Genomic DNA, 23699 nt, shown 5'->3' on the forward strand with positions numbered 1-23699 from the left:
CGATGCCTTCAGGTGTTTTGAATACGACGGGACCGCGCGCCTCACCCCTCAGAAAACGTTTGGTGTTTGCCTCTCCGGAAGTCACCATCACGATCCTCTTCGCAACGGTCAATTCTTGGTATTTCTACTTTTTGGTCAGCATCGTCGGACTTCCGCCGATGTTGGCGAGCGCGGCCTTTGCGTTTGGGCGAATTGTAGATGCCGTACTCGATCCGATCGTCGGTCGCTGGAGCGACCGCAATAGCCGACGTGTCGGTCGCAAGCGTGTCATTCGATTGGCGCTTGTGCCGACGGCCCTGGCCTTCATCGCCCTTTGGTATGTTCCTGCCCAGTTTGACGGCGTGGCATATCAAGCACTTGGTGCTGCTGCTGGGTTTGCGCTGTTCGCGGTGGGCTATACCCTCATCTCGGTGCCGAGGATGGCGATGCTTCCCGGGTATGAGCCCGACTATCACGGGCGCACCGGACAGGTTGCAGTCGACATGACTTTCATCTTCCTGACCCTGAGCTTCACCGTCGCCGGCGTGCCGGCATTGATCACTCTTGGAGATGACGCACTCACGCTTGCAGGCACGTCCCCTGACGTGTGGTGGCTGGTCGCCGCGGCATTGGCCGGTGTCGCGTGCCTGGCCTATGTCCCTTTCCTGATTGCCGTGCCCGATCAGCGCCCGGCGTCACATCGTACCGTGGAAAAACCCCTTACGTTGTTTGCAGGACTCGTGACTGTTCTACAGTTTAGGCGTTTCCGCATGACGGTGATCGTATTTTTCCTCTCGGTGGTCAGCCTTGTATCCATTCAATCCATGCTGCCCTTCTTCCTGGAATCCTATATCGCCGTTCCCAAAAGCGGTCAGGCGCCGGTGCTGGGCATGGTATTTGGATGTTCCCTGCTCACTTTGCCGATATGGGTTGCGATTGGCCGGAGGTTCGACAAGGCAGGCGGTCTGAAGCTCGGCATCGCAGTTTACATGCTGTTTTTGCTGCTTGCTTCGCTGATTGCTCAAGGCTCTGGCGCGACAGTTTACCTTTATATCACGGCCGTGCTGGCGGGAGCGGGCATAACAGCCCTGAGTGTGTTTCCCTGGGCCATGGTGCCTGACGCGGTTGATGTCTGCCGCGATGAGACCGGGGAAGATCTTCAGGGGCTCTGCACCTCTGTCTTCACCTTCTCCAACAAACTCGCCGGAACGGTTGCGGTTCTACTTAATGGTACCATCCTGTCACTCAGCGGACATGACGAGAACCAGGCCGTTCAGTCGGACCTGACGACCAGTGCGATCTATGCGGCCACGGTGTTTCTGCCTCTGGTGTTCGCGTTGCTGTGCATTGTGGCACTGTTGAATCTTTGTGTGCCTCGCCAGTGACCCAGATTCTGTATTCCATTTAGAATGTGGCGAGGTTTGGTTTTACCAACTTTGTGTATCTTAAACGTTTTGCGGTGCATGCAGGTGAAACGGACCCGAAGTGCCGCAAGACCACGACAGGAGCCCCGTGTTGGGGAACGTTTCAATGCTGGATGCTAACTTCGTGCACATCTTTACGGTGCGCGGCTTTAGCGCAGCGGACGGCTTCAGCTATTTCCACGCATCATGATCGTGAACCCGATCTTTTTGCTCTTTTTCCCGGTGGGACCTAATTGCCTACGCCATACCGATAGGCAGCCTTCTTTGTCATAGAACGTCATGGCATGTCCTTCGGCGTTATATGACCCGTCGAATGCTTCCGGTTGGCTATTTTGCGCCTTTTGGGCGAACGCCTTTGCTTTCGCGGTCAGGTACAGGTCAACATCATCAAGGCACAAGTTCATGACGGCCATGTACGACCCGGCCATCATTGCCTCTTCTTTTGATGTGGGAAGAGTCTGGGCAAAAGCTAACGGGGTACTAGAAACCGCCAGGGCCAGCGACAAGGGAATGAGGCTGTTCTTCACGCTATACATCTCATTGATCTGTTTCATTTAAGGTCGACAGCGTTTGCAATATGGCACCGGTAAGCACTGTGGTTTCTATCTCCAGTACGCTGTCGTCGGGTCTCCGGTTTCGCGCATGTCACGGATGAAGGGTAACATGACCGGCTTGATCGACGGTCACGGTTGCAACTTCAGCGCGTTCACCCCTCCGGCGAAGAGTGATCGGTGGTAAATCATGACGACCACGCCGGTCATAGATGTCTCCCTCGATGCGAACGGTCGATCCCGACCTCACAGAAAAAAGTTCGTACTCGACTTGGTACTCGCCGGGTTTGGCTTCAGGGTTCTGCCACAATTCGATACCGGGCCCCGAACGCATGTCGTAACTCAACTGAGCATCGCTGTTAACGTAGGTATACCCGGACCTGTTATTGGCGGCGTAGTAAAACGTGTTGCCGTCCGGGTCTGTCACGTAAAGATCAACATCTGCACTGCTGACCGTCCAGTCGATCCCGACGATCAGGAATGTCTTGGCCAGTTCGACCCGCGCCTGTTCCAGTTCATTCTCCGCTTGCTCCAAACGGTCTTCCTGTGCGGCGTTCCGGCTCTGCGCCTGCTGCAGGGTGTCGCGCAAGCTTTGCAACTCTTCCTGCGCTGTCGCGAGGGCCTCTTGCGTCGTCTGCATGGCCTCGGCACGCGCTTGTGCTTCGTTCAATGCCGTCTCGGTCTGCTCCAAACGCTCTTGCGTGGCCTCAAGTTCGAGCTCGGCAGCCTCGGATTTCTGGAAATAGGGAAAAAGTACGATAGCGACGATGATGAACACCCCGAGGGCGGAGGCGAACAGGTCGAGTGCCGACATGCTGAAGACTTCGAAATTCCGGTTGGGGCGACGCATGGGTCAGGTACCTCTATCGCTGCGGTCGTTCCGCTCTTCCCGCGCGACGTAGAGGCGATTGATAAAGTTATCGAGGCAGTACTGTCCCGCGCGGTTGAGCGCGCGTTCCTCGCGGGACTGTGTGATCGACTGAAGAAACAAGATGATGGCCGCCAGGATCAGGGCCAACAGCGTGGTGTTGAAGGCGACCGCGAGGCGCCCGGTCAGTTCCGAGAGCAGGTTCGGGTCTTCGATCCGGCTGCTATCCCCGGCATAGGCAAGGGCATACCCGATACCCATCACCGTACCGATGAACCCGAGTGAGGGGATCAGCCATGTAATATAGCGCAGCATGCTGTAACGCAGGTCTACCTCATGAAGGAACATGTCGATGCTGGTGTTCAGCAACAATGCGCTCTGGTCGATCGAGCGGCTGGTCTGGAACTGGAGGATACAGCGTTCGATCAACCGGGGCAGGAAGCAATGTGCGAACCGGCTTTCCGCGCGGGCGCGACGATAGATCGGCGGCAGATCGTCCACCTGCAAAACGGTGCGCGGATCTTCCGGCAGATAACCGTGCGAAAGCAGGCTTGTCTCAGTTCGGGCAGCTCCGGCCCGGACCGCCAACTCGCCCAGCCCGATGAAGAAGACCAGCCACATGCCGTTCTGAATCGAGAACGGATAGGTCAGCCCGCCACGGTCGAGTAGTAGCGCGGCGGAACCGTCAGGCAGGGCTCGATGCAAAAGCATGATGAAACAGAGGGCAAGTACGAGGCTGGCCGCGGCGATATAAGGACGCCAGCGTTCCAGGCCGCCACGCTCGACGGTGCGGTTGTGTCGGGAAGGTGGTGCAGTGGCAGTCATTCGATCATTATCCGCGGCAGGTATTGCTATAGTACTTGGCGCGACGGATGAGCTCCGCGCTCATGCCGCACCGCTGGGGAGACCTCTGGCATATGCGAGCTACTGCTTGCGCCTCCTCATAGCTGAGGGCTTGCCCTTTCTCTCTGGATAGTCTCTTCATTGTTTTAATAAGTTGGCGGACGTAGCGATCATTCGAACTTTTATAAGCTTCACATTTCGCCTCTTTCTGTGATTGCGGCGAATAGCAATTTCCGTTCTGCGAAAGTCTCTGACCGCTCGGGCAAGTCTTGAGCACGCATTCGCCGTTTCGGGGCGTATGCCGCGCATCGCAAACGAGCGGGCACACACGACCCTCGTGGTTTCCAAGCATGATCAACATTTCCGAAGACGGCTCTCGCTCGTCGAAACTTTCGCCTGAATGGGTTACAAAATTGGCGATGGCCTGTCGGCTTTGATTTCCCCATATCCCGTCGATTCCAGCCATGTAGCAACCAGCCTCCTTGAGTTTTGACTGGATGTCCTCAACAAGTGATTGCGAGTTCAAGTCCTCCAGTGCCCTGCGAGCGCGACCAGCGGTGTCGCAATCGCCGAAGAGCCTTATGTGTTGTTCCAGGAGCGCCGGGTTGCCGCTAGCACTGATCGTGTTCCAGTGAAGTGTCGCCTCACCGCATCTGTCTTGAGGTTGCTGTGGTTCTGTCGTTTCATCCTGATCACGGTTTGAGGTGGAAGCATCCAGCGATGGAGAAACATTCGTGTCCTCAGGAGCCTCGGTTTCCGGCTGTGTGGTTGAACCGTTACTGCCAGTCCCGGAAGAGCTTCGACCGTCCATGCCAACTGCGTTAGTCGTCGCATCCGGTTGCTGCTCTGGAACATCAAACCCGTTTTCCATGGTTGGATCGTCCGACGCCGCGGCAGGTGTATCGCTGCTGTTCGTATCAGTCTCTGACTGCGGTTCCGGTATATCCTGGCTCTCGCTGTCACCAGCAACGGTATCCGCTACGTTTGCTTGCTCGGTGCCTACTTCAGATTCGTTTGGATCATCGCCTGTATCCGACGTTCCGCTTGCAGCTTGTTGCGGGATTTCACCAGTATCATGCGGATTATTCTCTTCCCTTCCCAAGCCGGAATTGCTCTCCTGTGTGCGGCTATCCGTTACGTCGTTGAGGCCATCTTCGGCGGGCGGAACTTCATCTGACTGCGTATCGTCGTTAAGTTCATCATCCTCGGCGGCAGGCTCAGTCGCTTGCCGAAGGGCCTCTGTGCCGTCGTCGCTGGTCTCTTGCTCCGGTGTTCGCTCCGTCGAGCCGGTTACGGTATGACCTTCAGACACATCGCTACCGACGAACGGAGACTCTTCATCTTCTAGCGAAGCCTCTCCATTCAGTGCCTCGGCACTGGTTTCCGAAGCGTTCTGCGTGCCCGGTTCTGACTCGGTAGATACGTGTTCCTCGGCATCTTCTGGCGTGGGCGCAGCCCCCTCAGCCACATCCATTGAGGAACCCGCTTCGGTATCTCCTATAGTGTCATTGGCATTCTCATTCTCGATTCTGCCGTTTGTGCCGATAGCATCGTTCTCGACCGCGGGGTCGTCCGTCGCCGTACCATCGGAGGGGCGGGAGGGTGCATCAGTTTGGTCGGTTGCTTCCGGAGCGGGTCGTTCATCCCCCGCAGGCTCAATAGTCTCATCCCGGGGGGGCGTTGATGGGTCTATGTCTGCCTCTGCGGTATCGCGTTCATCGACGCGCTCGTCATCTATGTTATCCGGTGTTTCCGCATCGGAAGGATTGATATCCACATCTGTTTCGCTATCGGCTTCAGCCACCTCTACGGCTTGATGCGGCTCCGAGAATGACCATTGCGGGGCCACCTTATAGACGCCGTATCCAATGCCTCCCAGCACCAGAATGGCAAGGAAGGCGTAACCTGCTTGTCGCGGTAAGCTGGATTTTTTCCTGGGGGCACTCTCCCCCTCCTCCAAGCCCGTTTTGGTTGCAGGTGCCGGTGCGACAGGAGCAAGCGGTTGCGCTGCAGGCGCAACATGATAGGCGGTAATCTCACCGGTCTCGGGGTCGCGCGAATAACGGAGGTATCCCGATGCCGCCAGCTTGTCGCGGGTGCTGTCCAAAAGGGCGCCGACGGTGGTTTCATGCGTGCCGAGGCGGACGCGATCTTCGGCAGCCACCGGCGCGCTGGTGATACGCAGCCAGCGATTCTCGAGATGGATAAACGTACCTTCCGCACTTCCGAGATCGGACAACGTTGTCTGTCCCTCATCGTCGATAGACAGACTTGCATGGCTGGCCGAAACCGAGGGAACATCTAGGTGAATATCCGCATCTTTCTGGTTTCCGATGACATAGTTCATTGGGTCACCGCAATTCCTATAGGGAGACGGATCCTTTCAATCTTTCCCAGGCTTTTATCCAGATCGGGGAATGCAAGCCGCTTCATACAGGCCTCCGCGCAAAAACTCGTACACTGGAAGCACGTCACACCCATCCGGTCCGGGCAATCACCCGAACGGGTGAAATCAGCCTGTCAAATGCAGAAACGCGCTGTTTTTCCACAAAAAATCTGCAAAATATGGTTGGCATAGCGCTTAGCGAAACATGATAACCCCGCGCGCGTCACAAAAAGCGCGCCTGACACCGGACCGAAGTGAGGCTTACCATGTCTCTCCCATGGCCCTGAGGGCCCCCTGAGCTTCCTGATCACCTGACTCTGCAGCAATGCGAAATAATTCAACGGCCTTGATGCGGCTCTGAGGAACTCCACGGCCCTCGGCATACATGCGGCCCAGTGCAACCCGCGGACGGACCTTGGCTACGGCTCCCCAGTCGCTGCTTCGCCAATTGGAACGGTGGTTATCCAAGGCTGTTTGGTACCATAGTGCTGCGGTTTCTGCGCTTTGTTCTACGCCCAAGCCTTGTTCATACAACCTGCCAAGAGCAGCTGCAGCTGAGCTCAGGCCGTCCTCCGCAGGTATGCGATACCACCTTGCTGCCTCTTCATAATTCCGTATATCTAGCGGGCCGTTTGCATAGAGATCAGCAAGATCGAATTGGGCAAACATTTGACCTTCGTGCTCTGCCGCCTTGCGAAGCCAGTAAACAGCCATCTTGTGATCTTGAGAGAGATAGCCAGGCCAACCTTTCCTGTAGGCTCCTCCGAGTACAAACTGAGCTCCTCCGGCGCCCAACTCAGCGGCTGCGCGCAGGTGATATAGCCCTTTTTCTATACTCGTGGGCACTTCTTTCCCTAAGCTGTACATCTTCTCAAGGTGCATGTGTAATTCAGCTAGGTAAGCGCGTGTTGCATCATCATCCGGATTATCGGCTAGAACTGCCTCGCATTCCTCGATAACCGCGAGCGCTATACTTTCCGTCAAATCATCAACGTCCCCCGCATCAATACGGCATGCGGTGACGGGTTCGTTCTCTTGCGCAAATGCTGAATTGGGTAGCAAGATGAGTGCCGCCAAGAGCAGCCAGTGGCGCAACGTCATGCCCCCATCCGGCATTCCAATGCTTCTTTCAGGTCAACGTTCAAGGCACGCGCCGCCTGACCTTGTTCGTAGAGTGCCTTGATCTCGGCCTCACGGACGCCCTGGTTCATGGCGGCTTCCATCTCAACAAGCCAGCGATCGTACTCTTCGATCTGCGCCACGGTCACCTCGTGCAAGTGTTCGATACTGCCCGCGTCGGCAATCATGGCTTCGACGCTCTGGCCATCGACGACATCGAGGCAGTCACCGCCACCGCCGATCGTGGCCGACCCCGGACTTGAGCCTTGTCCATGCGCTATTGACGCCTGTATCAACAGTGCGGTGATCGTGATCATGGCTTTTAACATGGTTTTCTCCTTTCAGTGGGAAACGTATAGGTTCTGGCTGGCTGAAAGCCGTTATTCGCAAGTGACTTCGCAATCGCTGTCGAACCGGAAGAGCGGTGATTGCATCAGGAAATACACCGAATTATTGGCGCGTGTGTCTACGAAGCACGCCCGCCAGTGCATCGTGAATGTGATGCCCCGGTCGAACCATAGCCCGACTGGCTTCTTTTCTCCGGGGTCGTATATATCTCCGATGCGTCCGGGGTCGTGCGCGCGCCCGAAGCCATCTCCGACGCACCACGGGTTATCCAGCGGCGTCCCGTCGGTTTTCTTGTTGAAGCCGTGAATGACTGCGACATGCCGGTCGCAGATATTCTTCAGGAACGCAGTGGAGCCGTGCGACTCGATTTTGGGAACGGGATCGATGCAATGCGTCGCCTCGCGGGTTTGCGCCACAACACCGCCGGACATAAATGCACAAAGTGATATTGTGGCTGCGAACAGGTATGGACGCCGGAGTTGCATGATTGCCTCCACTGGTTGGTGCCATGTTTCCTGAACGGTAAAATTGCATGCAGGGTGCGGCAATCACCCGAAAGGGGGAAAGGGCCAGACCGTGAAAGACCGTCGGACTAATTTGCCCGTCGACTGCGTGCGTCACCCGCTCAAATCACCGAACCACAACATTAGGCGGGTAAAAACCAAGCCGCTCAATTCGACCTGCGAATGCGCCCCCAGCTTGCGGGCAAGAGACTTGTATTGCGAGCGCTTGGTCTCATAACTGACATCGTCAGTATCTGCCGCCTGGTGCAGGGTGCGCCCGCCCAGAACCTGCTTAAGCAGTCGCAATTCAGCCGGTGAGAGGCCAACACCCACGATGTGTTCGTCCATCAATTCCCGCAGGGCGTTGTCACTGACTATAATCACCCGTTGCCGCCCATCCGGGCGAGGGGTGCCGACAAAGGCGAGATGATGCGTGAGCGGCAATGCGGGGCGTGGCAAGCCGCTCGCACCTAGAGTTCGGGCAAGCTCGTCACGCAACGATGCGGATACGCCGCCTTTCTCCGGTCGCGCAACCTGGTTGCCAACCAGCCAACACTCTGCAACTGCTGGATCGGCGTCGGCCTTCGTTGCATCAGTAGACGACGACATGGTTGCCACCGAGCGGTGCCGGAATTTGGCTAAGGATGCGTTTCATCCTCGTATGGTGCCGCTGATCGGGCATATCGCAATCACCCTTTCAGGGGAATGAGTACATGACTGGTTGGACCGGCTGTTTCTAGCAGAACTGATTTCTGACCCATTGATCAGCCCAACCATCAGGATCGGGTAGACGCCGTCAGTCTTTCCGTTCGGCGCCCGCTTCGATCAACAACTGTACGACCTTGTCGTGCCTCGCCTTTTTTGCATGCATAAGTGCCGTTTTTCCGAACATGTCTTTGGCGTTGATATCGGCGCCTGCATCGATCAGGGTTTGAACGGTTGCCAAACGCCCACCAGCCTCGGCCTTCCAACGCTGGGCAATGGTTCCTCGAACAGGTCCAATCGCGGCTTCCATCAGGGCCGTCCCTCCGAAGCGGTCCATCAGATTGACGTCAGCGCCTTCGTCCAAAAGCACGCGAACAACATCGTTGTTCGACATTGCAGCCGCGTCTCTCAGAGCAGTATCCCCCGTAGCAGGCTCTTTGAAATTAATATTCGCTCCTGCTGCCACGAGTTGCCGAATAATCGCTGTCTGTCCATGTCGCACGGCCCAAGCAAGCGCTGTGGTATCTTGGTGAACGGCGTTAACGTTGGCACCACCGTGGATAAGGGCCTGCACGATTTCCTGTGATCCGGAATTGATCGCAGACATTAAAACGGTCGCGTAAGGCATAGCCGTGTTAGCATCTGCTCCAGCCTTGATCAGGAGGCGAACCATCTCGAGCTGCCCGGTGCCCGCCGCTGTCATAAGAGCGGTTCCGAAGCGATCTGTTCGTGCATTGACATCTGCACCCGCCTCCAAAAGTGCCCGAGCCGCCGGCACGTTTTCATATCTCACCGCGTAGCTAAGAGGCGTGCCACCAAAGGCACATGGTGCTTCGATGTCCTGTCCAGCCCTGGCCAGTATGCCTATGCCTTCAATATCCCGCTCCACAACCGCGCGGCATATTTCAGGTTCGGGGTATGGCTGGGTGTCGTCAGCCGCAGCGGGCCAGGCCAACGACACGAAAGCGAACGACACCGCTCTACAGGTCCATACCATGTCTTTCTCCTTGCCAGGGTTTGTCCCTAGACGCGCGCGCAGGGTGCTCGCCAGGCGACTTGATCAGATCGAGCGATATCATGCGGAAGCTTATACCAAGCGCGCAATCCCCCGTTCGGGTGATGGATCAAGGATAGCGCCCTGCTTACTCTGGCGCCCATGTTGGAAATACAGGCGAGCGGCCTGAACTATGATCGCAGGGATATCATCAATTAGAGGGGCATTAACTCTGGTACCCAAATCCGGTGAGGTTAGGGGGCGGGATATGAAGGTCACCACAAACATTTTCGACACCAGAACTCTGGCGGCGACCGCTTTGGTCATTCTGGGAACCGCTCCGATTCCGGATCGGACAACAGCAGAAACGCCCGTTCGTTCAGCAACATCCGCGAGCGGAGTTTGCGAGAGGATCGTCGCCGCAACGGGTTCGGCCCCCGACAGGCATTGCATCAACGCCCGCGTGTTTGACGATGAAAGTGATCGTGTTCGCATAAATGAGCTTCGCCACAGAGAACGGGGCGGGGAGACGTTGACCGCGCATGAGGAAGCGATCCTGGAAGCTGCGAACCGCTTTGGCGTTGTCTCCATGTGTAACAAGCTCCGCGGACAGCATTCTGGTGGACTGATCGGTCAAGGATCACTGATCTGGCATCGCGACCGGCTAGCGGTCGTCACGGCCGCCCACACCCTGATTGATCCCGAAACGGGTCAGCTGCGCTGCCCCGAGGAGCAACTGGAAAATTCCATTTTCTTTGCCAATGCAACATATGCGGGCGACCGAAATGATTTCGCCTTGTTTGCGACTGGTCTCGATCTCCCGCCGCTGAACATGAAGCGGTACATGGACCTGCACGACATTCCCGGACTTCAGCCCTCGCAAGATTTTCTGGTCTTCTATCTCAAGGCAAACATAGCAACAGATGAAATGCCTGACAGCCGAGTCAGAGGAGCCTTTTCACCTGTCGCTCAAGAGATCGATAGTTTCGATGCGTCCGAGGGCCATCTCGTCGGATTTCATGCCGACATGGACAGCGGCGCGCTTGCCACTTACCAGCTTGGTTGCAGCATCGTGCAACGACAACAGCAAGTTTTCCACACTTGTGACACGGTAGTTGGCTCCAGCGGGTCTGCCTTGCTGGTGTTCGAGGAGGGCGAAATGCGGCTTGCCGGGATTAATACGTCCGCTCTAGCGATGGGGGACGGGAGGCTGGGTCGTGAAATCACCGACCCATCCTATAGTGCAATCTGGAATGGGGGTACGCTGGCCTCAACGGTTTACAGGGCAGAAAAGTGACTGCGGTACCCCTTGATATCTGCGATCCACGAGTCGTCGCGGCTGGGCATAATAACCGGGCAATTTGGCGTTCAAGGCGCTCTGGGCACAAATATCGATTGTGCCTGACCTTCACCCTCTTGCTACTTCTGACAGTCGTAGCCACCGCAAGCGCTTCTCTTGATTGCAAAGATAGGGGCCGGGCGTCCGTATACCGGGCCAATGTGGAAGATGGCTACTATCTTTACATCGAAGAGCGCCCCGGAGCCCCAATGACTGATGCGGTGTTCGAACGCTGGACGACGGATGGCGAGCTCATGTGGCGTGCGACTTCCCGGAGAGCATGTTCGCAGGGCGTCAGCAGATGCTATCTGTTCCTGCCCTATGCGCTGAACGGCGAACCATTCGGGGATATCGAGGCCGAGGTTAACGACTTCAAAATAGATGGGGACCGGTACGTCTTATTCTCTCACCTGCGCACCAGGATCATACAGCGATACTTCAAAGATCATCCGTTTCGGAAGTTCTCGCTGATCGGGACCACGCGGTATTCAAGCGCACCTCGGAATGCAGCAGGCTTTGAAATACCTGCCTTGTTCAAGAACATTTGCGCTCCGCGCAAGTTTGACCGTTGAGCGGAACTTCTGGCTGCACGGAGTTTAGAACGGATGGTGGGGGAAACCAGCTAATCATAATCAGGTTCCGGGGTCACCCTTTGGGGGGATTGCGGTAGGACAGGCGATCAAATCTCATGTGTTACAGGAGTAAGTTTTTAACCTGCGGAGTATAAAAAATGAAAGGCATCACCATAATTACGTTACTCGCCGCCACTATAGCTGTTGCCACGGCCAGTACGCCCAGAACGAGTTACGCACAGGTCGCAAACGATTGCGTCAATGTTCGCTACACGAGCCGAATTGCATTTTTCAAAGCGCAAATGACAAACCTATGCAATAAAACTGTTTGGGTCGCGTACTGCATGTTAAAAGATTGTGGAAGAACCCCAAACCACTATTACACGAGCGCGGTGACACTTTCACCTGGAGAGAGCGAGCCAGTTGATACCGAGGGTCAGGGCATCCACAAAGCGGCATGCGTCTACGAGGCACCTGATTGGGACACACCTAAACGCCTCTCGACCGGTCATCACATCCTTTGCGATTAAAGGCCTTGTGGCTTCAACGAGCACTTGGGGCAGCACGAAAGCGGGGCAGGTCCAGATGCCCCAATCAACTTGGTAGTGCCGCCCAGGGCGCTATTGTCGTGCAAGGGCCGCTCGGGGGCTGGCTGCCGTTTCGACTGTTCGGGCGGACTTCCATTTGCCGATGAGGTGCCGGAAACGGTGGGCCATCTCGGACACTGCGCGGTCGTCTTGGATTTCGCCGGCCAGCCAAGCGCGGGCCACGTCGCCAAAGATCGTTCGGCCCACCGCGAAACCCTTCACGATTCCGACCCGCGCCGCGCGCTCAAGGCTTTGCGACAGGGTTTCGAGCGGTGCATCAAGGCCCAGCATCAGGACGCCCCGGCACCACGGATCGTGTTTCTGGATCACCGTGTCGATATGGGCCCACCCCGCATCGGCTTGCTCGGCGAGTTTCCACCAGTCGGGCCGAATACCCGCCCGGTAGATTTCGTCAAGGGCGTTGCCGGTCTCGGTTGCCGAGCGGTTGGGTGCGCGGGAGATGATCTCAAGCAGGAACTCGTGGCCGGTGTCGCGCGCGGCTGATTGCAGGCGCTTCATCTGCGCGATTTGTTCGGCCTTGAGCGTTGCGTCGTCGGCGGTGTCGTAGAAGATCAGGCACTTGGCCACGTGGTCACGAGGCCATGCGCCGATTTCGACACCGAGCGAGGGCTTGCCTTCAAACGCGATCGGGCATGAACCGGGCTGTTCCACCGGGCGCCCGATCCATATACCGTGGCGTTCGGCCTCGAACAGGGCGGACTGCCCGTAGCGGCCGTCAAGCAGGGTTCCGAGGCTGATGCCATCCGTGCGCGCGGCGAGCGCGGCCTGAAGGCCAAGCGCCTTGAAGCGGGAAATGGCGGCGGGGTCGGCATCCAGTTCCGCGGCCATGTCTTCGAACTGGGCCCGGTGGTCGAGCGCCAGTGCGCAGACATCGACCCATGCGCGGCGCCGGGTCGTGGCCCAGTGGACGTGTTCCAACACGTCGTCCTCGCGCAGGCGGGGGGACTGGATGCCGCGCTGGAAAAACACCTGCAGCTCGTCCCATGTCGGGTAGGACGGTGCGCAGCCGTGCCGCGACACGGCGAGCGCGCCGCAGGCATTGGCGATACGGCAGCACTCGGTCAGCGGCAGGTCGCGCAGGTAACCACGCAGGAATCCAGCCATGAAGCCATCGCCCGCGCCGAGGACATTGAACACCTCGACCGGAAATCCCGGCGACGATATGCCGTCGTCGAGATTTTCGGGGATATCGCCATCATAAACCACGCAGCCTTTGGGGCCGGTCTTGAACACGATCAGCGCATCGCTGCGCGCCCGAATTGCGCGCAGGGCTTCACGTGTGTCTGTGGAACCGCCGGCGATATGCAACTCTTCGTCGGTGCCCACGATCACGTCGCATCCGGGCAGGATCGACTGCACCCGCGCCGTCACCGCCGCGTCGGCGACAAAGCGCACGTCGCCCTGCCCCGCGCCGCCAAGCCCCCACAGGTTCGGGCGATAGTCGATGTCGAATACGACCTTGCGGCCCGCCGCGCGCGCGGCGGCCATTGCCTTGCGGCTGGCAGCCTCAAGGTGGGGTTGGCTGAAATGGGTTCCGGTGACCAGAACGGCACGTGCCCGGGCAATGATTTCGGGATCGACATCGTCCTCGTCCAGTGCCGCATCGGCGCAATCGGTGCGGGCGAAGAGCAGTGGAAAATTGCGGTCGTCCTCCAGCCCGAGAAACGCCATCGCTGTCAATCTTTCGGGATCGGTCCCAAGCGCGAAGGTCTGTACTCCCTCGGCTTCGAGCGTTTCACGCACGAAAGTGCCGTGCTGGTCCGCGCCGACCCGGCTGAGCAGTGCCATGTTCAGGCCCAGGCGCGCGCCCCCGATCGCGATATTCGTGGGGCAGCCGCCAACATACTTGGAAAAGCTCAGCGCGTCTTCCATACGGCAGCCGACCTGGTCGGCGTAAAGGTCGACACAGGCGCGGCCGATGGTGATGGCGTCGAGGGTTGGTTCGGTTTCGGTCATCGTCGGACTCCGGGGGTCAGCGGTTTGCATTGCGTTCCGAACACAGCGTGCCGGTGCGGATGGCGAGGATCAGGGCAAGCGAGATCGTCGCGTTGAGCGAGCGGAAGGTTTCAACCGAGGCTTCGGAAATCCGGAACAGGACGTCCGCGTTGACAAAGGGGGCGCGGGGCACGTCGCAAATCGCGATGCTGCGCGCGCCGACGGACAGCGCGTGGTCGAAAGCCTGTGCAGTCTCCGCCGATCCGGGTTGGAACGAGATCGCAAAGACCACGTCCTCGGGGCCGACGAGGCTGAGTTGTTGGTCGAGCGTGCCGCCGGCTCCATCGAGCAGATGCGCGGGCACTTCCAGCCGCGCGAGGTTGTAGGACAGGTAGGTCGCGGCGGTGAACGTGCGCTTCTGGGCGAGGAGGTGGACCATCCGCGCCGAGGCCATCATCTCTGCGGCCTGCTCGATCAGGGCGACTGGCGTGGTGCGGTGCATTTCCTGCAGCGAGGCGATACCGGCATCGACAAAGCTGGCGACCATCTCTTCTGTCGCGCGCCCGGCCTTGCGTTGCTCAAGCCCGCGGATACGGTCGCGGTAAGACCGCGTATCGTGCTGCATCTGCGTTTTGAAGACGGCCTGCATCTCGGAAAATCCCGAATATCCGAAAGCTTGCGCGAAGCGAACGATAGCCGAGGGCGCGACGCCCAATTCGTTTGCCAGCGTCGCGGAGGTGAGCAGCGCAACGCCCGACGGGTCCTTGAGAACGAAGTCCGCGATTATCTTGAGTCGCTTGCTCAGGCCGTCATAAGACCGCGCGATCTCGGCCTGGAGTTCTTCCTGGTTTTGAGCTGCCGCCAACGTACCCTCCCTTTTTCTCGCTCAATTATGGTTGTTGAATTCCATCTTGACGAATTATTGAACTTTATGTTCTAAAATGTCCTGTATCAAGCGATTATTTCGCCAGTGGGAGGAGAGACGAGATGAAAGCCTGCGTGATTCACGCGGCGGAAGATGTCCGCCTTGACGCGCGTGACGAGGCCCCGCTCGGCCCCGGCGAAGTGCGCCTGTCTTTTGCCTATGGCGGCGTCTGCGGCTCTGATATTCACTACGCGGCACATGGCCGGGTCGGCGACTCGGTGGTTCGTGATCCGATGATTCTCGGTCACGAGTTCTCGGCCACCGTCGCCGAGACGTACGCGGACGTAACCGGCCTCGCCCCCGGCACGAAGGTCGCGGTGAATCCCGCCTTGCCTTGCGGGGCATGCATTTACTGCCGCGAGGGCCGCAGCAATCTCTGCGCCGATATGCGTTTCATGGGCAGCGCCGCACGGCGCCCGCACCAGGCCGGGGGCTTTGCGGAACGGCCCGTGGTCATGGCGTCGCAGTGCGTTCCCCTGCCTGACGCGGCCGATTTGCGCCACGTTGCGTTGGCCGAACCTTACGCAGTGGCGCTGCACGCGGTGGCGCTGGCCGGAAATATTTCCGGGCAGGTTGTCCTGATCACCGGGGCAGGCGTTATCGGTCAGCTTTTGGCGGTGGCGGCGCGGCGCGCGGGTGCCTCCGAGATCGTCATGGCCGACGTTGTTCCCGAGGCACTGGACCGCGCGCAGGCCCTCGGCGCGGACCGGGTGCTGAACTCGGGCGATTCGAGTGCGGTGGCAAAATTTCTGTCCGAGACGCAGATACACGTGGCATTCGAAGCATCGGGCGCGCCGCAGGCGTTCAACCTTTGCACCGAGGCGCTGCGCCCCGGGGGCGCGCTGCTGCAGGTTGGTTTCCTGCCAGCCGCTGCGCCCCTGACCATGGCCAAGCTTTTGACGCGCGAATTACGCGTTCTTGGCACCTATCGCTTCGTGGATGAATTCGACGAGGCCGTGCGCCAGATCGTGGCCGAAGAGGTCGACCTGAGGCCGGTGATCTCGGCAGACATGATGCTTGACGATCCGGGGGAGGTATTCCGTACCGCGCAGGACAAGGTGAACACGCTCAAAGTCATGGTGCATTTCGGATGACCGGCCTCGATACCCTGTCCCACCTCACCTACGATCCGGCGGCGCTGCGGATCGGCGCTGCGCATATCGGGATGGGCGCGTTTCATCGCGGGCATCAGCAGACCTATTACGACGATCTCGCCCGTGCGGGGCACCGGGATTGGGGTGTAGCGGGAATCAACGTCGCGCCACCGGATATTGCCGCTGTTCATGCCGCGCAGAACGGCGTCTACAGCGTGCTGGCCGAAGATCAGGATGATTGCACATTGCGCCGCATCGGCACGCTGCGGCGGGCCGACGACCGGCCCGATCCCTGCGATCCGCTGTGGGACGAGATCGGCTTTGCGACGCTGACAATCACGGAAAAGGGATATTGCCACGTTTCGGGCAGTACCATGCTGGACACGAGCTCGGCCATCGCTGCCGATCTTGCCACGCCGGATGCACCGGTCACGGCAGTTGGCTTTCTCGCTGCCATGCTGGACCGGCGCCGCCGCAACGGGGGCGCTCCGATCACACTGGCGAGTTGCGACAACGTGGCGTCGAACGGTGCGCTGTTGCGCGGTGTGCTGACCGACTTCGTCGCGCGCACCCGGCCCGGGCTTGTCGGCTGGATCGAAGACAACGTGGCCTTCCCCGACAGCATGGTTGACCGCATCGTGCCCCGCATGTCGGGGGCGTCCGCCGACCGGCTTGCCAGAGCGGCGGGTAAGCCCGATGCGCTTGGCGTGGTGGGAGAGCCCTATCGCCAGTGGGTGCTGGCGGATCGCTTCGCACAGGCGCCCCGCCCGCCGCTGGAAGAGGTCGGTGTGCAGGTCGTGCCGGACGTCGAGATATTCGAGTACATGAAGCACCGGATGCTGAACGGGCTGCAATCCGCCTTCGCCGAACTGGGGCGCCTTGCCGGTCACGGCGCGTCGCACGAGGCGGCGACCGATCCCGCGCTGGTCGCATGGGCGCGTCGGTTCCTGGCAGCGCAGGCCGAGACGCTTACCTGCCCGCCGGGCGAGAACCTTGCGGACTATGCGGCAACCACGCTGCACCGTCTGGCCAACCCGACCATCGTTCACCCGCTCGCGCAGATCGCAAGCGATGCCAGCTTCAAGCTGCCCCAACGCATTTTCGCCCCCGCCGCGGACCGGCTGGTTGCTGGCAGGGATGTTGCCCTGCACGCCTCTATCGTTGCGGGCTGGATCGCACAGGCAGGCGACGCAACCCCGGATCGTTACGGCGTGACGGTCTCTGACCCCGGTGCGGCGCGGGTGGCAATCGCACGCGATGCCGCCGGATCGGCGCGCGCGGTTGCAGATGCGGTGATCCGCGCCCCGCTTTTCCCCGAGGCCCTCGCGGCATCGGCCGTCTTCAAGGTGCAGGTCGCGGACTGGTTGGAGTTGATCCGTGCGGGCGACCCAGACCGGCTGCGCGCGCGCCTGCGTGATGACACGAGGAGCGATGCCCATGCGTAAGTGGTTTGGAGGACGCATGCCCGAGGAATGGGTCGGCGCCACGCTGATGACGCTGGTGGTGGCGCTGCTCGGCTTCCAGGTCTGCGCGCGCTACGGCTTTGGCCGCTCGTTCAGCTGGCTTGAAGAGGTCAGCCGTTTCGCCTTCGTCTGGGCCGTTTATTTCGGTTTCGTCATGGCCGCCGAAGGCGACCGGCATATCCGGGTGTCGCTCCATCTCGACATGCTGCCCAAGACTGCGCGGATTGTGATGCTGACCCTCGCCGACTGCCTGTGGTTGGTCTTCAATGCCGTGGTCATGTGGCACGGCTACTTCTTCACGGTCTCGATGTTCGAGTTTCCCTATATCTCGCAGACCACGGGTATCAATCTCGTCTGGGTGCAGATGATCGTGCCGCTGGGGTTCCTGCTGCTGTCTATACGCGTGGTGCAGGTGATGGTCCGCCGCTGGACGCACGGCGAACTTCCCGAAGACAGCCGGCTGGGAGAGTGACCATGGACCCGACGCTCGCCCTTACCTTGTCTTTCATTGTCTTCCTGATGATCGGGGTGCCGGTGGGCATCTCCATCGGCCTCGCCGCGGTCATATCCATGACCATGGTCGGCCTGCCGATGTCCTATCTTGTGCAGACCGCTTATAGCGCGGTGGACGAGTTCACGATCATCGCCGTGCCGATGTTCATTCTCGCGGGCACGCTGATGGAAAAGGGCGGTCTGACCGAAAGGCTGATCGGTTTTTCCCGTGCCATCGTCGGCCCCGCGCCGGGTGGGCTGGCTACGGTGACCATCGTGGCCTGTACCTTTTTTGCCGCGATCTCGGGCTCGGGGCCGGCCACCACGGCGGCAATCGGTTCGATCATGATCCCTGCGATGATCAAGGACGGCTACGGCCGCGGTTTCGGCGCGGCGATCACCTCGTCGGCGGGCGGTATCGGGGTGGTCATCCCCCCGTCGATCCCGATGATCATCTACGGCATCACCTCGGAAACCTCGATCAGCGCGCTGTTCGTTGCCGGCGTGATCCCCGGCCTGCTGCTGGCGCTGGCGCTGTTCGGCACGAGCGCGGTCATCAGCCGAAGGCGGGGCTATTCGTCCGAGGCCATCGGTACGCGCAGCCTGCGCACCATCGGTTGCGCGGCATGGGAGGCGAAGTGGGCGCTTTTCGCGCCGGTGCTGATCCTGGGCGGTATCTACGGCGGCATCTTCACGGTGACCGAGGCGTCGGTGGTCGCGGTGCTTTATGCGCTTTTCGTGGGCATCTTTGTCTACCGCGAGATCACGTTCACCAACTTTACCGACGCGACGATCTATGCCACCCGGATCACCGGCACGGTGATGTTGGTGCTGGTCACGGGCCGGATCATCGGGCGGCTGCTGTCGATCCTGCAGATTCCGCAGCTGGTTTCGGGTTTCCTGATCGATACCGTGTCAAGCCCGGTCGCGCTGATCCTCGTGATCCTTCTCTTGCTGGTGTTCATCGGCATGTGGATGGAGACACTGACACAGATCATCATCCTGACGCCGCTTCTGCTGCCCGTGGTCACCAGCGTCGGGATCGATCCGATCCAGTTCGGCATCATTTTCGTGATTGCCTGCGAGATCGGTTATTCGACGCCCCCGCTTGGTGTGAACCTTTTCGTGGCATCCGAGATCGGGCGCACCTCTGTCGAGCGGGTCAGCAAGGCCAGCTTGCCGTTCCTGGGTGCCGAGATCGCCGTGATGATCCTCGTCGCCTTCGTTCCCGGACTGACGCTCTGGTTGCCGCGTCTGCTGGGATTCATCAACTGAGCAGCCACCAGAGGGAGGAGACCCCATGACATCCATGCTGAAACTCGGTACCGCACTCGCGCTTATGCTTGCCGCGAATGCTGCTGCCGCGCAGGACTACACCATGCGCCTGTCGCATGGCGACAACGAGAACAACCCGACCCACAAGGGCGCGGTGAAGTTCGAAGAACTGGTCGAGGAATATTCCGACGGTCGCATCGACGTACAGATCTTCCCATCGAACCAGCTTGGCTCGGAGCAGGAGGTCGCACAGGCATTGCGCACGGGTTCGATCGAAAGTGAAATCCTTTACACTGGCAACCTTGTGCCGCTGGCGCCTTCCGTGGGCGTGATGATGCTGCCCTATGCCTTCACCTCCACCGATCAGGCGCATGCCGCCATGGATGCCCTTAAAGAGCCACTGAACGAGCGTCTGCCGCAAGAGGCCGGCGTGCGTATCCTGGGCTACTTCGAAAAGGGTTTCCGCGTTCTTACCAACGGTGAACGCGAGGTAAAGACACTCGATGACCTGCAGGGGCTCAAAATCCGCGTGTCGAAGAACAACATCGCGATCGAGACCTTCAAGTCCTGGGGTCTGGACCCGGTGCCGATGGCCTGGGCCGAGGTGTTCCCGGCGCTTCAACAGGGTGTGATCGACGGGCAGGAGAACCCCTACACCACCGCGATTTCATCCAAGTTCTACGAGGTGCAGGACTACATCACCGAAATCCACTACTTGATCTGGTCGGGTCCGATCATCGTGTCCGAACGGTTCTATCAAGGGCTTCCGGAAGATCTTCAGGACGTTCTGAACCGTGCCGGTGAAGAGGCCGCACAGTATGAGCGCAAGGTCTCTGCCGAAGGGACCGAGGCCGCGAAGAAAGAACTCGTGGATCTTGGCATGACCCTCAGCGGCGCGCCCGAAGACGAAGAGAAATGGCAGGAGGCCGCACAGGCACTCTGGCCGGAATTCTCAGACGACATCGGCGGCCAGGAATGGGTCGACGAGGCGACGCAGATCATGAACGAGGCAATGTCCAGCGACCTGTCGCAATAACACCGCCCCCTGTGGCCTGGCCGGGGCACCGGCCGGGCATGCCGTTTCCGGCGACGCCTCGCGCTGCTGATCGTATGGACCGCCTTTCTTGTTTCCGGGGTATCCATACGACCCGGCCTGTTCACCCCAGCAGAAGCAGCTCGCCGGGCGTCGTGACACGCCTTGGGAAAAGGATTCGTTCGAACCCGGTTTCCGCGGCAAGGTCCATGCCTTCGGGGTCAATCGTCGCCACGCGCCATGCCCCGCGGGTTCCCGTTGCCTTCGCGAGTAGCGAGGCGATCTTGTCGGGAAATTCCTGGAGATGTGCGATCAGGGTCTCTTCCTGCCGGACCAGTTCATCGGCACCGGCAAGGGATACCTTGAGGTCTTCCGCGCGCAGACCATCGGCATAGCGGGCGGGGCCGCCATTCAGAAAGATATCCGAAACGTGCAGCTCGAACAGGCATGTATCCTGCAGTTCCAGGTACCGTTGGGCGCGAAAGAATTTCCGGCGGTAACGAGCCGCGGCACGGTTAAATCTTTCGCCCTTCAACAAACGGACCTCCCCAACCAGCGTGAGCCTACGGTCACGCAGCACGTCGGGCCCCTCCTGTGGTACCAGTGTCGCCGATATGCGCGCATCGGCCAGCAGATTGAGCGCATGATGACTCAGCCGTGAGGCATAGAAGACCGGCGTGCCGTCAGGCTCGACCGACAGGTTGGTAAGGGTGCTGTAGGGGAACCCCCTGTGCCGGTCGAGCGTGGCCAGCGCCATTTTGCGGCAGGTGCGCAACAGGCGGCGGGCAAGGTCGCGTGGACCAAAGGGCTCTACCTCCGCCTGTAGCAGCGGCTCGTCACGGAAGAGATCGATCTTTGCCATTGCGGTTCTCCTTTCCCGGGTTTGTCGCTGGCTGACGCGTTTCGCGAAATGCAGCCCGAAACCCAATCGTTGCTCGCGTTCCGCCTTTCTCCGATGGCTCGGGTCAAAGGCGGAACGCGTTATCGAAGCGGTTGTCGATGAAACCGGATCCCCGGGGCGATCGTCGGCCCCGGAGTTTTCACCTGTTTCAGAAGCGGGCAGTCAGCCCCGCGATGATCGTGCGCCCGCGCCCCGACATTTCTTCGTATCCCGCAGCACTGCCGCCGGGGTAGCCATATGCCTCGTCGAAGACGTTTTCGACCGTTACGAAGATGTCCGCCCGCTCGTTCAGCGCATAGCTGCCATAGAGATCGACAAGCGTGTAACTGTCGGTCTTCCGAGAGTAGGTGCCGTCGGGGTAGTTCGACCAGTCGAAGGCCACCTGCGCGGTTTCGCCGACATACCTGATCTGCGTCCCCACTGTCAGCCGCTCTTCGAACGCGCGAAAGCCCAGGTCCAGCGTGGCGGTATGATCCGGCAGCGACGAGGTCAGGCCGTTGCCCATCCCGGTGCCGTTGCCGGCAGGCTGATCGTCGGTGTCGTTGATCGCGAAACTCAGGTTGGTGAAGAACCGCCCGTTATCATAGCCGCCTTCGACTTCGATTCCGCGCATGGTGACATCGCCATCGACATTGACCCACATCGCCCGGTCGTAGGGATCGCCCGGAATCGAGACCAGATCGTTGATGATATAGTTTTCGATCTGGCTGGCATAGGCGGAGACCTCGAACCAGAGCCGGTCGTTCTCGCGGAAGATACCGTGTTCGGAGTAAGCCGCATTCAGCTCGAACGTGCGGCTGGTCTCGGGATCAAGGTTCAGGTTGTTGGTGATCCCGGTCCCGACGCCATCGCCGAAGGGCACCAATGAATAGAAGACCTCATGGGTGCTGGGTGGGCGGAAGGTATGGGCATAGCTTGCGGTCAACAACAGGTTGGGCGTGGCCTCGTAACTGACGCCGATATTGGGCAGGAACTTCCCGCCATCGCGCTTGACCCATTCATCCCCGCAGGACGGGCCGCCCGCCGGGCAGTCTGCCGTGCCGGCAGCATAGGGCGGCCGGTAGCCATCGATCTGCCAGTGGTCATAGCGCAGCCCCCCGAACAGGGTGGTGCGTCCGAAATCAAGTTCGGCATCGGCAAACATGCTGGCCTTGTCGAGCTTGCCCGGATGGTTGCCGCCCCGCATGGCATGGGTCTGGAAATCGTCGCGGTTCCAGCTGAGGCCGTAGTTCAGCCGCAACTCGGCCCCGCTGGCAAGGGTCAACCGGCTGCGGTTCGTAAGCGACAGGCCATAGGTTTCTTCCTGGGTCATCCGCCCGGCATAGGAACCGCCGTCGCCTGGATACTGAAGCGTGGTATCGTTGTAATAGGCCGAGAATTCGAGTTTCACCCAGTCGTTGCCGGGGTCGAATTCGTAATCCGCGGTCCATGTGGTGTTGTCGACATCCCATGTATAACTGGAGTTTGCGAAGGTGTTTTCGTAGGTCCGCACCCCGAACTTCAGGTTGTGGGCGTCGTTCGGCGCGATTTCGACCTTGGCAAGGCGCCCTTTCGGGTCATTCACCGAGCTGCGGCTGCTGCTCAGCTCGCCACCGTCGCCCGTCGAATAATCGCCCTGGTCCGAGGCGGCATAGCCCAGAAGTACGTCAACATGGCCTTCTCCGCCGAAAAGCTCGTCGAAGCGCTTGCCGTATGCCACGAGGCCAGAGTGGTTATAGCCATTGTCGCCGAACTTCAGGCGCACCATGCCGCCCTGTGTCTTGCCGGGCATCAGCACGTCGTCGAGCGAGAGGGTTCGGAAGTTGGCCGAGCCGATCAGCGTACCGGCCCCCTCCGGGCCCGACACCACGCCACGCTGCACTTCGATGGCGCTTAGAAACTCGGGGTGTACATAAACCAGGTTCCCGCCCGAGTTTTCGTGGCCGGCGGTGTTCTTGAAGTTCTGCGGCACCCCGTCAATCATGGAATTCACCCGGCCGTTGCCGGACATGCCGCGAATGTTCACCTCGATACCGGGCTGGTTGGAACTTTGCCGTGTAAAGGCCCCGGGGACCGATTCGAGCGCGGTTTGCGGGTTGCCCGAATAGCGCAGGCTCAAGTCCTCCGAAGACACTTCGGAGGACGAGGTTTCGTTCTCGCTATTGAGCAGGATGGTGCCCAGTATGTCGTCCTCCGGGTCTGGGCCGGACTGAGCGTAAAGGGGAGTGAAATTTGATACGAAGCCACCGGTAACGATGGCAAGACATGGAATGCATCTGGGGATGCGCCACTTAAGCGACATGGTCGTCTCCTGCGAGGATAAGGAATTTCGAAGCTTCCTGGATCGCTCGCTTGCGGCATGT

The 23699-nt window shown here is 59.6% G+C and carries 21 protein-coding genes; 8 read left to right on the forward strand and 13 right to left on the reverse strand.

Annotated features, from left to right (window positions below):
* Nucleotides 1-2 precede the first annotated feature (2 nt).
* Nucleotides 3-1364 carry an MFS transporter gene (locus RBB32_RS04615; protein WP_306151505.1) on the forward strand — a complete coding sequence of 454 codons (1362 nt, stop codon included), beginning with the start codon at nucleotides 3-5 and terminating at the stop codon, nucleotides 1362-1364.
* Between the two features lie 206 nt (nucleotides 1365-1570).
* On the opposite strand, the gene RBB32_RS04620 is transcribed toward RBB32_RS04615, so the two are convergent.
* The 9 genes from RBB32_RS04620 to RBB32_RS04660 form a co-directional block, all read right to left on the reverse strand.
* Nucleotides 1571-1957, reverse strand: a complete 387-nt coding sequence (locus RBB32_RS04620; RefSeq protein WP_306151506.1) for a hypothetical protein — start codon at nucleotides 1955-1957, stop codon at nucleotides 1571-1573.
* A 91-nt stretch (nucleotides 1958-2048) separates the two neighbouring features.
* Nucleotides 2049-2768, reverse strand: coding sequence for a hypothetical protein (locus tag RBB32_RS04625; protein WP_306151507.1), 720 nt, complete (start codon nucleotides 2766-2768; stop codon nucleotides 2049-2051).
* Nucleotides 2769-2807: 39 nt separating this feature from the next.
* Nucleotides 2808-3647: a MotA/TolQ/ExbB proton channel family protein gene (locus RBB32_RS04630; protein ID WP_306151508.1), complete on the reverse strand. Its 840-nt coding sequence runs from the start codon at nucleotides 3645-3647 to the stop codon at nucleotides 2808-2810.
* Nucleotides 3648-3654: 7 nt separating this feature from the next.
* A complete protein-coding gene (locus RBB32_RS04635; RefSeq protein ID WP_306151509.1) occupies nucleotides 3655-6012 on the reverse strand; it encodes an FHA domain-containing protein in 2358 nt (785 codons plus the stop codon).
* Between the two features lie 300 nt (nucleotides 6013-6312).
* Nucleotides 6313-7152 carry a tetratricopeptide repeat protein gene (locus RBB32_RS04640; RefSeq protein ID WP_306151510.1) on the reverse strand — a complete coding sequence of 280 codons (840 nt, stop codon included), beginning with the start codon at nucleotides 7150-7152 and terminating at the stop codon, nucleotides 6313-6315.
* The gene (locus RBB32_RS04645; protein WP_306151511.1) at nucleotides 7149-7499 is read right to left on the reverse strand and encodes a hypothetical protein; all 351 of its coding nucleotides are present in this window, start codon (nucleotides 7497-7499) and stop codon (nucleotides 7149-7151) included. The genes RBB32_RS04640 and RBB32_RS04645 overlap by 4 nt, the downstream gene beginning before the upstream one ends.
* Nucleotides 7500-7550: 51 nt before the next feature.
* Nucleotides 7551-8003, reverse strand: a complete 453-nt coding sequence (locus tag RBB32_RS04650; RefSeq protein WP_306151512.1) for a hypothetical protein — start codon at nucleotides 8001-8003, stop codon at nucleotides 7551-7553.
* A gap of 132 nt (nucleotides 8004-8135) precedes the next feature.
* Nucleotides 8136-8630, reverse strand: a complete 495-nt coding sequence (locus RBB32_RS04655) for a hypothetical protein (protein ID WP_306151513.1) — start codon at nucleotides 8628-8630, stop codon at nucleotides 8136-8138.
* Between the two features lie 187 nt (nucleotides 8631-8817).
* Nucleotides 8818-9723 carry an ankyrin repeat domain-containing protein gene (locus RBB32_RS04660; RefSeq protein WP_306151514.1) on the reverse strand — a complete coding sequence of 302 codons (906 nt, stop codon included), beginning with the start codon at nucleotides 9721-9723 and terminating at the stop codon, nucleotides 8818-8820.
* Between the two features lie 265 nt (nucleotides 9724-9988).
* On the opposite strand from RBB32_RS04660, the gene RBB32_RS04665 reads away from it, so the two are divergent.
* Nucleotides 9989-11017: a hypothetical protein gene (locus tag RBB32_RS04665; RefSeq protein WP_306151515.1), complete on the forward strand. Its 1029-nt coding sequence runs from the start codon at nucleotides 9989-9991 to the stop codon at nucleotides 11015-11017.
* 251 nt (nucleotides 11018-11268) lie between these two features.
* Nucleotides 11269-11631, forward strand: coding sequence for a hypothetical protein (locus RBB32_RS04670; protein ID WP_306151516.1), 363 nt, complete (start codon nucleotides 11269-11271; stop codon nucleotides 11629-11631).
* Between the two features lie 620 nt (nucleotides 11632-12251).
* On the opposite strand, the gene iolC is transcribed toward RBB32_RS04670, so the two are convergent.
* Together iolC and RBB32_RS04680 are read right to left on the reverse strand one after the other, a co-directional pair.
* Nucleotides 12252-14195, reverse strand: a complete 1944-nt coding sequence (gene iolC / locus RBB32_RS04675) for a 5-dehydro-2-deoxygluconokinase (RefSeq protein ID WP_306151517.1) — start codon at nucleotides 14193-14195, stop codon at nucleotides 12252-12254.
* A gap of 16 nt (nucleotides 14196-14211) precedes the next feature.
* Nucleotides 14212-15039 (reverse strand): MurR/RpiR family transcriptional regulator, encoded by an 828-nt coding sequence (locus RBB32_RS04680; RefSeq protein ID WP_306151518.1) that lies wholly within the window; start codon nucleotides 15037-15039, stop codon nucleotides 14212-14214.
* A 122-nt stretch (nucleotides 15040-15161) separates the two neighbouring features.
* On the opposite strand from RBB32_RS04680, the gene RBB32_RS04685 reads away from it, so the two are divergent.
* Genes RBB32_RS04685 through RBB32_RS04705 form a run of 5 tightly spaced genes read left to right on the forward strand, consistent with a single transcriptional unit; the run spans nucleotide 15162 to nucleotide 20459 of the window.
* Nucleotides 15162-16193 carry an L-idonate 5-dehydrogenase gene (locus tag RBB32_RS04685; protein ID WP_306151519.1) on the forward strand — a complete coding sequence of 344 codons (1032 nt, stop codon included), beginning with the start codon at nucleotides 15162-15164 and terminating at the stop codon, nucleotides 16191-16193.
* A complete protein-coding gene (locus RBB32_RS04690; RefSeq protein ID WP_306151520.1) occupies nucleotides 16190-17638 on the forward strand; it encodes a mannitol dehydrogenase family protein in 1449 nt (482 codons plus the stop codon). Before RBB32_RS04685 ends, RBB32_RS04690 begins: the two co-directional genes overlap by 4 nt.
* Entirely contained in the window at nucleotides 17631-18128 is a 498-nt protein-coding gene (locus RBB32_RS04695) for a TRAP transporter small permease (RefSeq protein ID WP_306151521.1), read from the forward strand. Before RBB32_RS04690 ends, RBB32_RS04695 begins: the two co-directional genes overlap by 8 nt.
* Nucleotides 18129-18130: 2 nt before the next feature.
* Nucleotides 18131-19423 carry a TRAP transporter large permease gene (locus RBB32_RS04700; RefSeq protein ID WP_306151522.1) on the forward strand — a complete coding sequence of 431 codons (1293 nt, stop codon included), beginning with the start codon at nucleotides 18131-18133 and terminating at the stop codon, nucleotides 19421-19423.
* Between the two features lie 25 nt (nucleotides 19424-19448).
* A complete protein-coding gene (locus RBB32_RS04705) occupies nucleotides 19449-20459 on the forward strand; it encodes a TRAP transporter substrate-binding protein (RefSeq protein WP_306151523.1) in 1011 nt (336 codons plus the stop codon).
* A 121-nt stretch (nucleotides 20460-20580) separates the two neighbouring features.
* On the opposite strand, the gene RBB32_RS04710 is transcribed toward RBB32_RS04705, so the two are convergent.
* Both RBB32_RS04710 and RBB32_RS04715 read right to left on the reverse strand, forming a co-directional pair.
* Entirely contained in the window at nucleotides 20581-21318 is a 738-nt protein-coding gene (locus tag RBB32_RS04710) for a HugZ family protein (RefSeq protein ID WP_306151524.1), read from the reverse strand.
* Between the two features lie 187 nt (nucleotides 21319-21505).
* Complete coding sequence (locus tag RBB32_RS04715; RefSeq protein WP_306151525.1) at nucleotides 21506-23638, reverse strand: TonB-dependent receptor domain-containing protein; 2133 nt, start codon at nucleotides 23636-23638, stop codon at nucleotides 21506-21508.
* Between the last annotated feature and the right edge of the window lie 61 nt (nucleotides 23639-23699).

Origin of the sequence: Roseovarius sp. MMSF_3281, assembly GCF_030733685.1 — a bacterium.
Taxonomy (GTDB): Bacteria; Pseudomonadota; Alphaproteobacteria; order Rhodobacterales; family Rhodobacteraceae; genus Roseovarius.

Coding starts and splice junctions, on each gene's coding strand:
- RBB32_RS04705 (WP_306151523.1), top strand. CDS start 19,449: ATGACATCCATGCTGAAACTCGGTACCGCACTCGCGCTTATGCTTGCC.
- RBB32_RS04695 (WP_306151521.1), top strand. CDS start 17,631: ATGCGTAAGTGGTTTGGAGGACGCATGCCCGAGGAATGGGTCGGCGCC.
- iolC (WP_306151517.1), bottom strand. CDS start 14,195: ATGACCGAAACCGAACCAACCCTCGACGCCATCACCATCGGCCGCGCC.
- RBB32_RS04645 (WP_306151511.1), bottom strand. CDS start 7,499: ATGTTAAAAGCCATGATCACGATCACCGCACTGTTGATACAGGCGTCA.
- RBB32_RS04710 (WP_306151524.1), bottom strand. CDS start 21,318: ATGGCAAAGATCGATCTCTTCCGTGACGAGCCGCTGCTACAGGCGGAG.
- RBB32_RS04670 (WP_306151516.1), top strand. CDS start 11,269: ATGACTGATGCGGTGTTCGAACGCTGGACGACGGATGGCGAGCTCATG.
- RBB32_RS04635 (WP_306151509.1), bottom strand. CDS start 6,012: ATGAACTATGTCATCGGAAACCAGAAAGATGCGGATATTCACCTAGAT.
- RBB32_RS04655 (WP_306151513.1), bottom strand. CDS start 8,630: ATGTCGTCGTCTACTGATGCAACGAAGGCCGACGCCGATCCAGCAGTT.
- RBB32_RS04630 (WP_306151508.1), bottom strand. CDS start 3,647: ATGACTGCCACTGCACCACCTTCCCGACACAACCGCACCGTCGAGCGT.
- RBB32_RS04620 (WP_306151506.1), bottom strand. CDS start 1,957: ATGAAACAGATCAATGAGATGTATAGCGTGAAGAACAGCCTCATTCCC.
- RBB32_RS04660 (WP_306151514.1), bottom strand. CDS start 9,723: ATGGTATGGACCTGTAGAGCGGTGTCGTTCGCTTTCGTGTCGTTGGCC.
- RBB32_RS04665 (WP_306151515.1), top strand. CDS start 9,989: ATGAAGGTCACCACAAACATTTTCGACACCAGAACTCTGGCGGCGACC.
- RBB32_RS04640 (WP_306151510.1), bottom strand. CDS start 7,152: ATGACGTTGCGCCACTGGCTGCTCTTGGCGGCACTCATCTTGCTACCC.
- RBB32_RS04685 (WP_306151519.1), top strand. CDS start 15,162: ATGAAAGCCTGCGTGATTCACGCGGCGGAAGATGTCCGCCTTGACGCG.
- RBB32_RS04700 (WP_306151522.1), top strand. CDS start 18,131: ATGGACCCGACGCTCGCCCTTACCTTGTCTTTCATTGTCTTCCTGATG.
- RBB32_RS04690 (WP_306151520.1), top strand. CDS start 16,190: ATGACCGGCCTCGATACCCTGTCCCACCTCACCTACGATCCGGCGGCG.
- RBB32_RS04615 (WP_306151505.1), top strand. CDS start 3: ATGCCTTCAGGTGTTTTGAATACGACGGGACCGCGCGCCTCACCCCTC.
- RBB32_RS04650 (WP_306151512.1), bottom strand. CDS start 8,003: ATGCAACTCCGGCGTCCATACCTGTTCGCAGCCACAATATCACTTTGT.
- RBB32_RS04625 (WP_306151507.1), bottom strand. CDS start 2,768: ATGTCGGCACTCGACCTGTTCGCCTCCGCCCTCGGGGTGTTCATCATC.
- RBB32_RS04715 (WP_306151525.1), bottom strand. CDS start 23,638: ATGTCGCTTAAGTGGCGCATCCCCAGATGCATTCCATGTCTTGCCATC.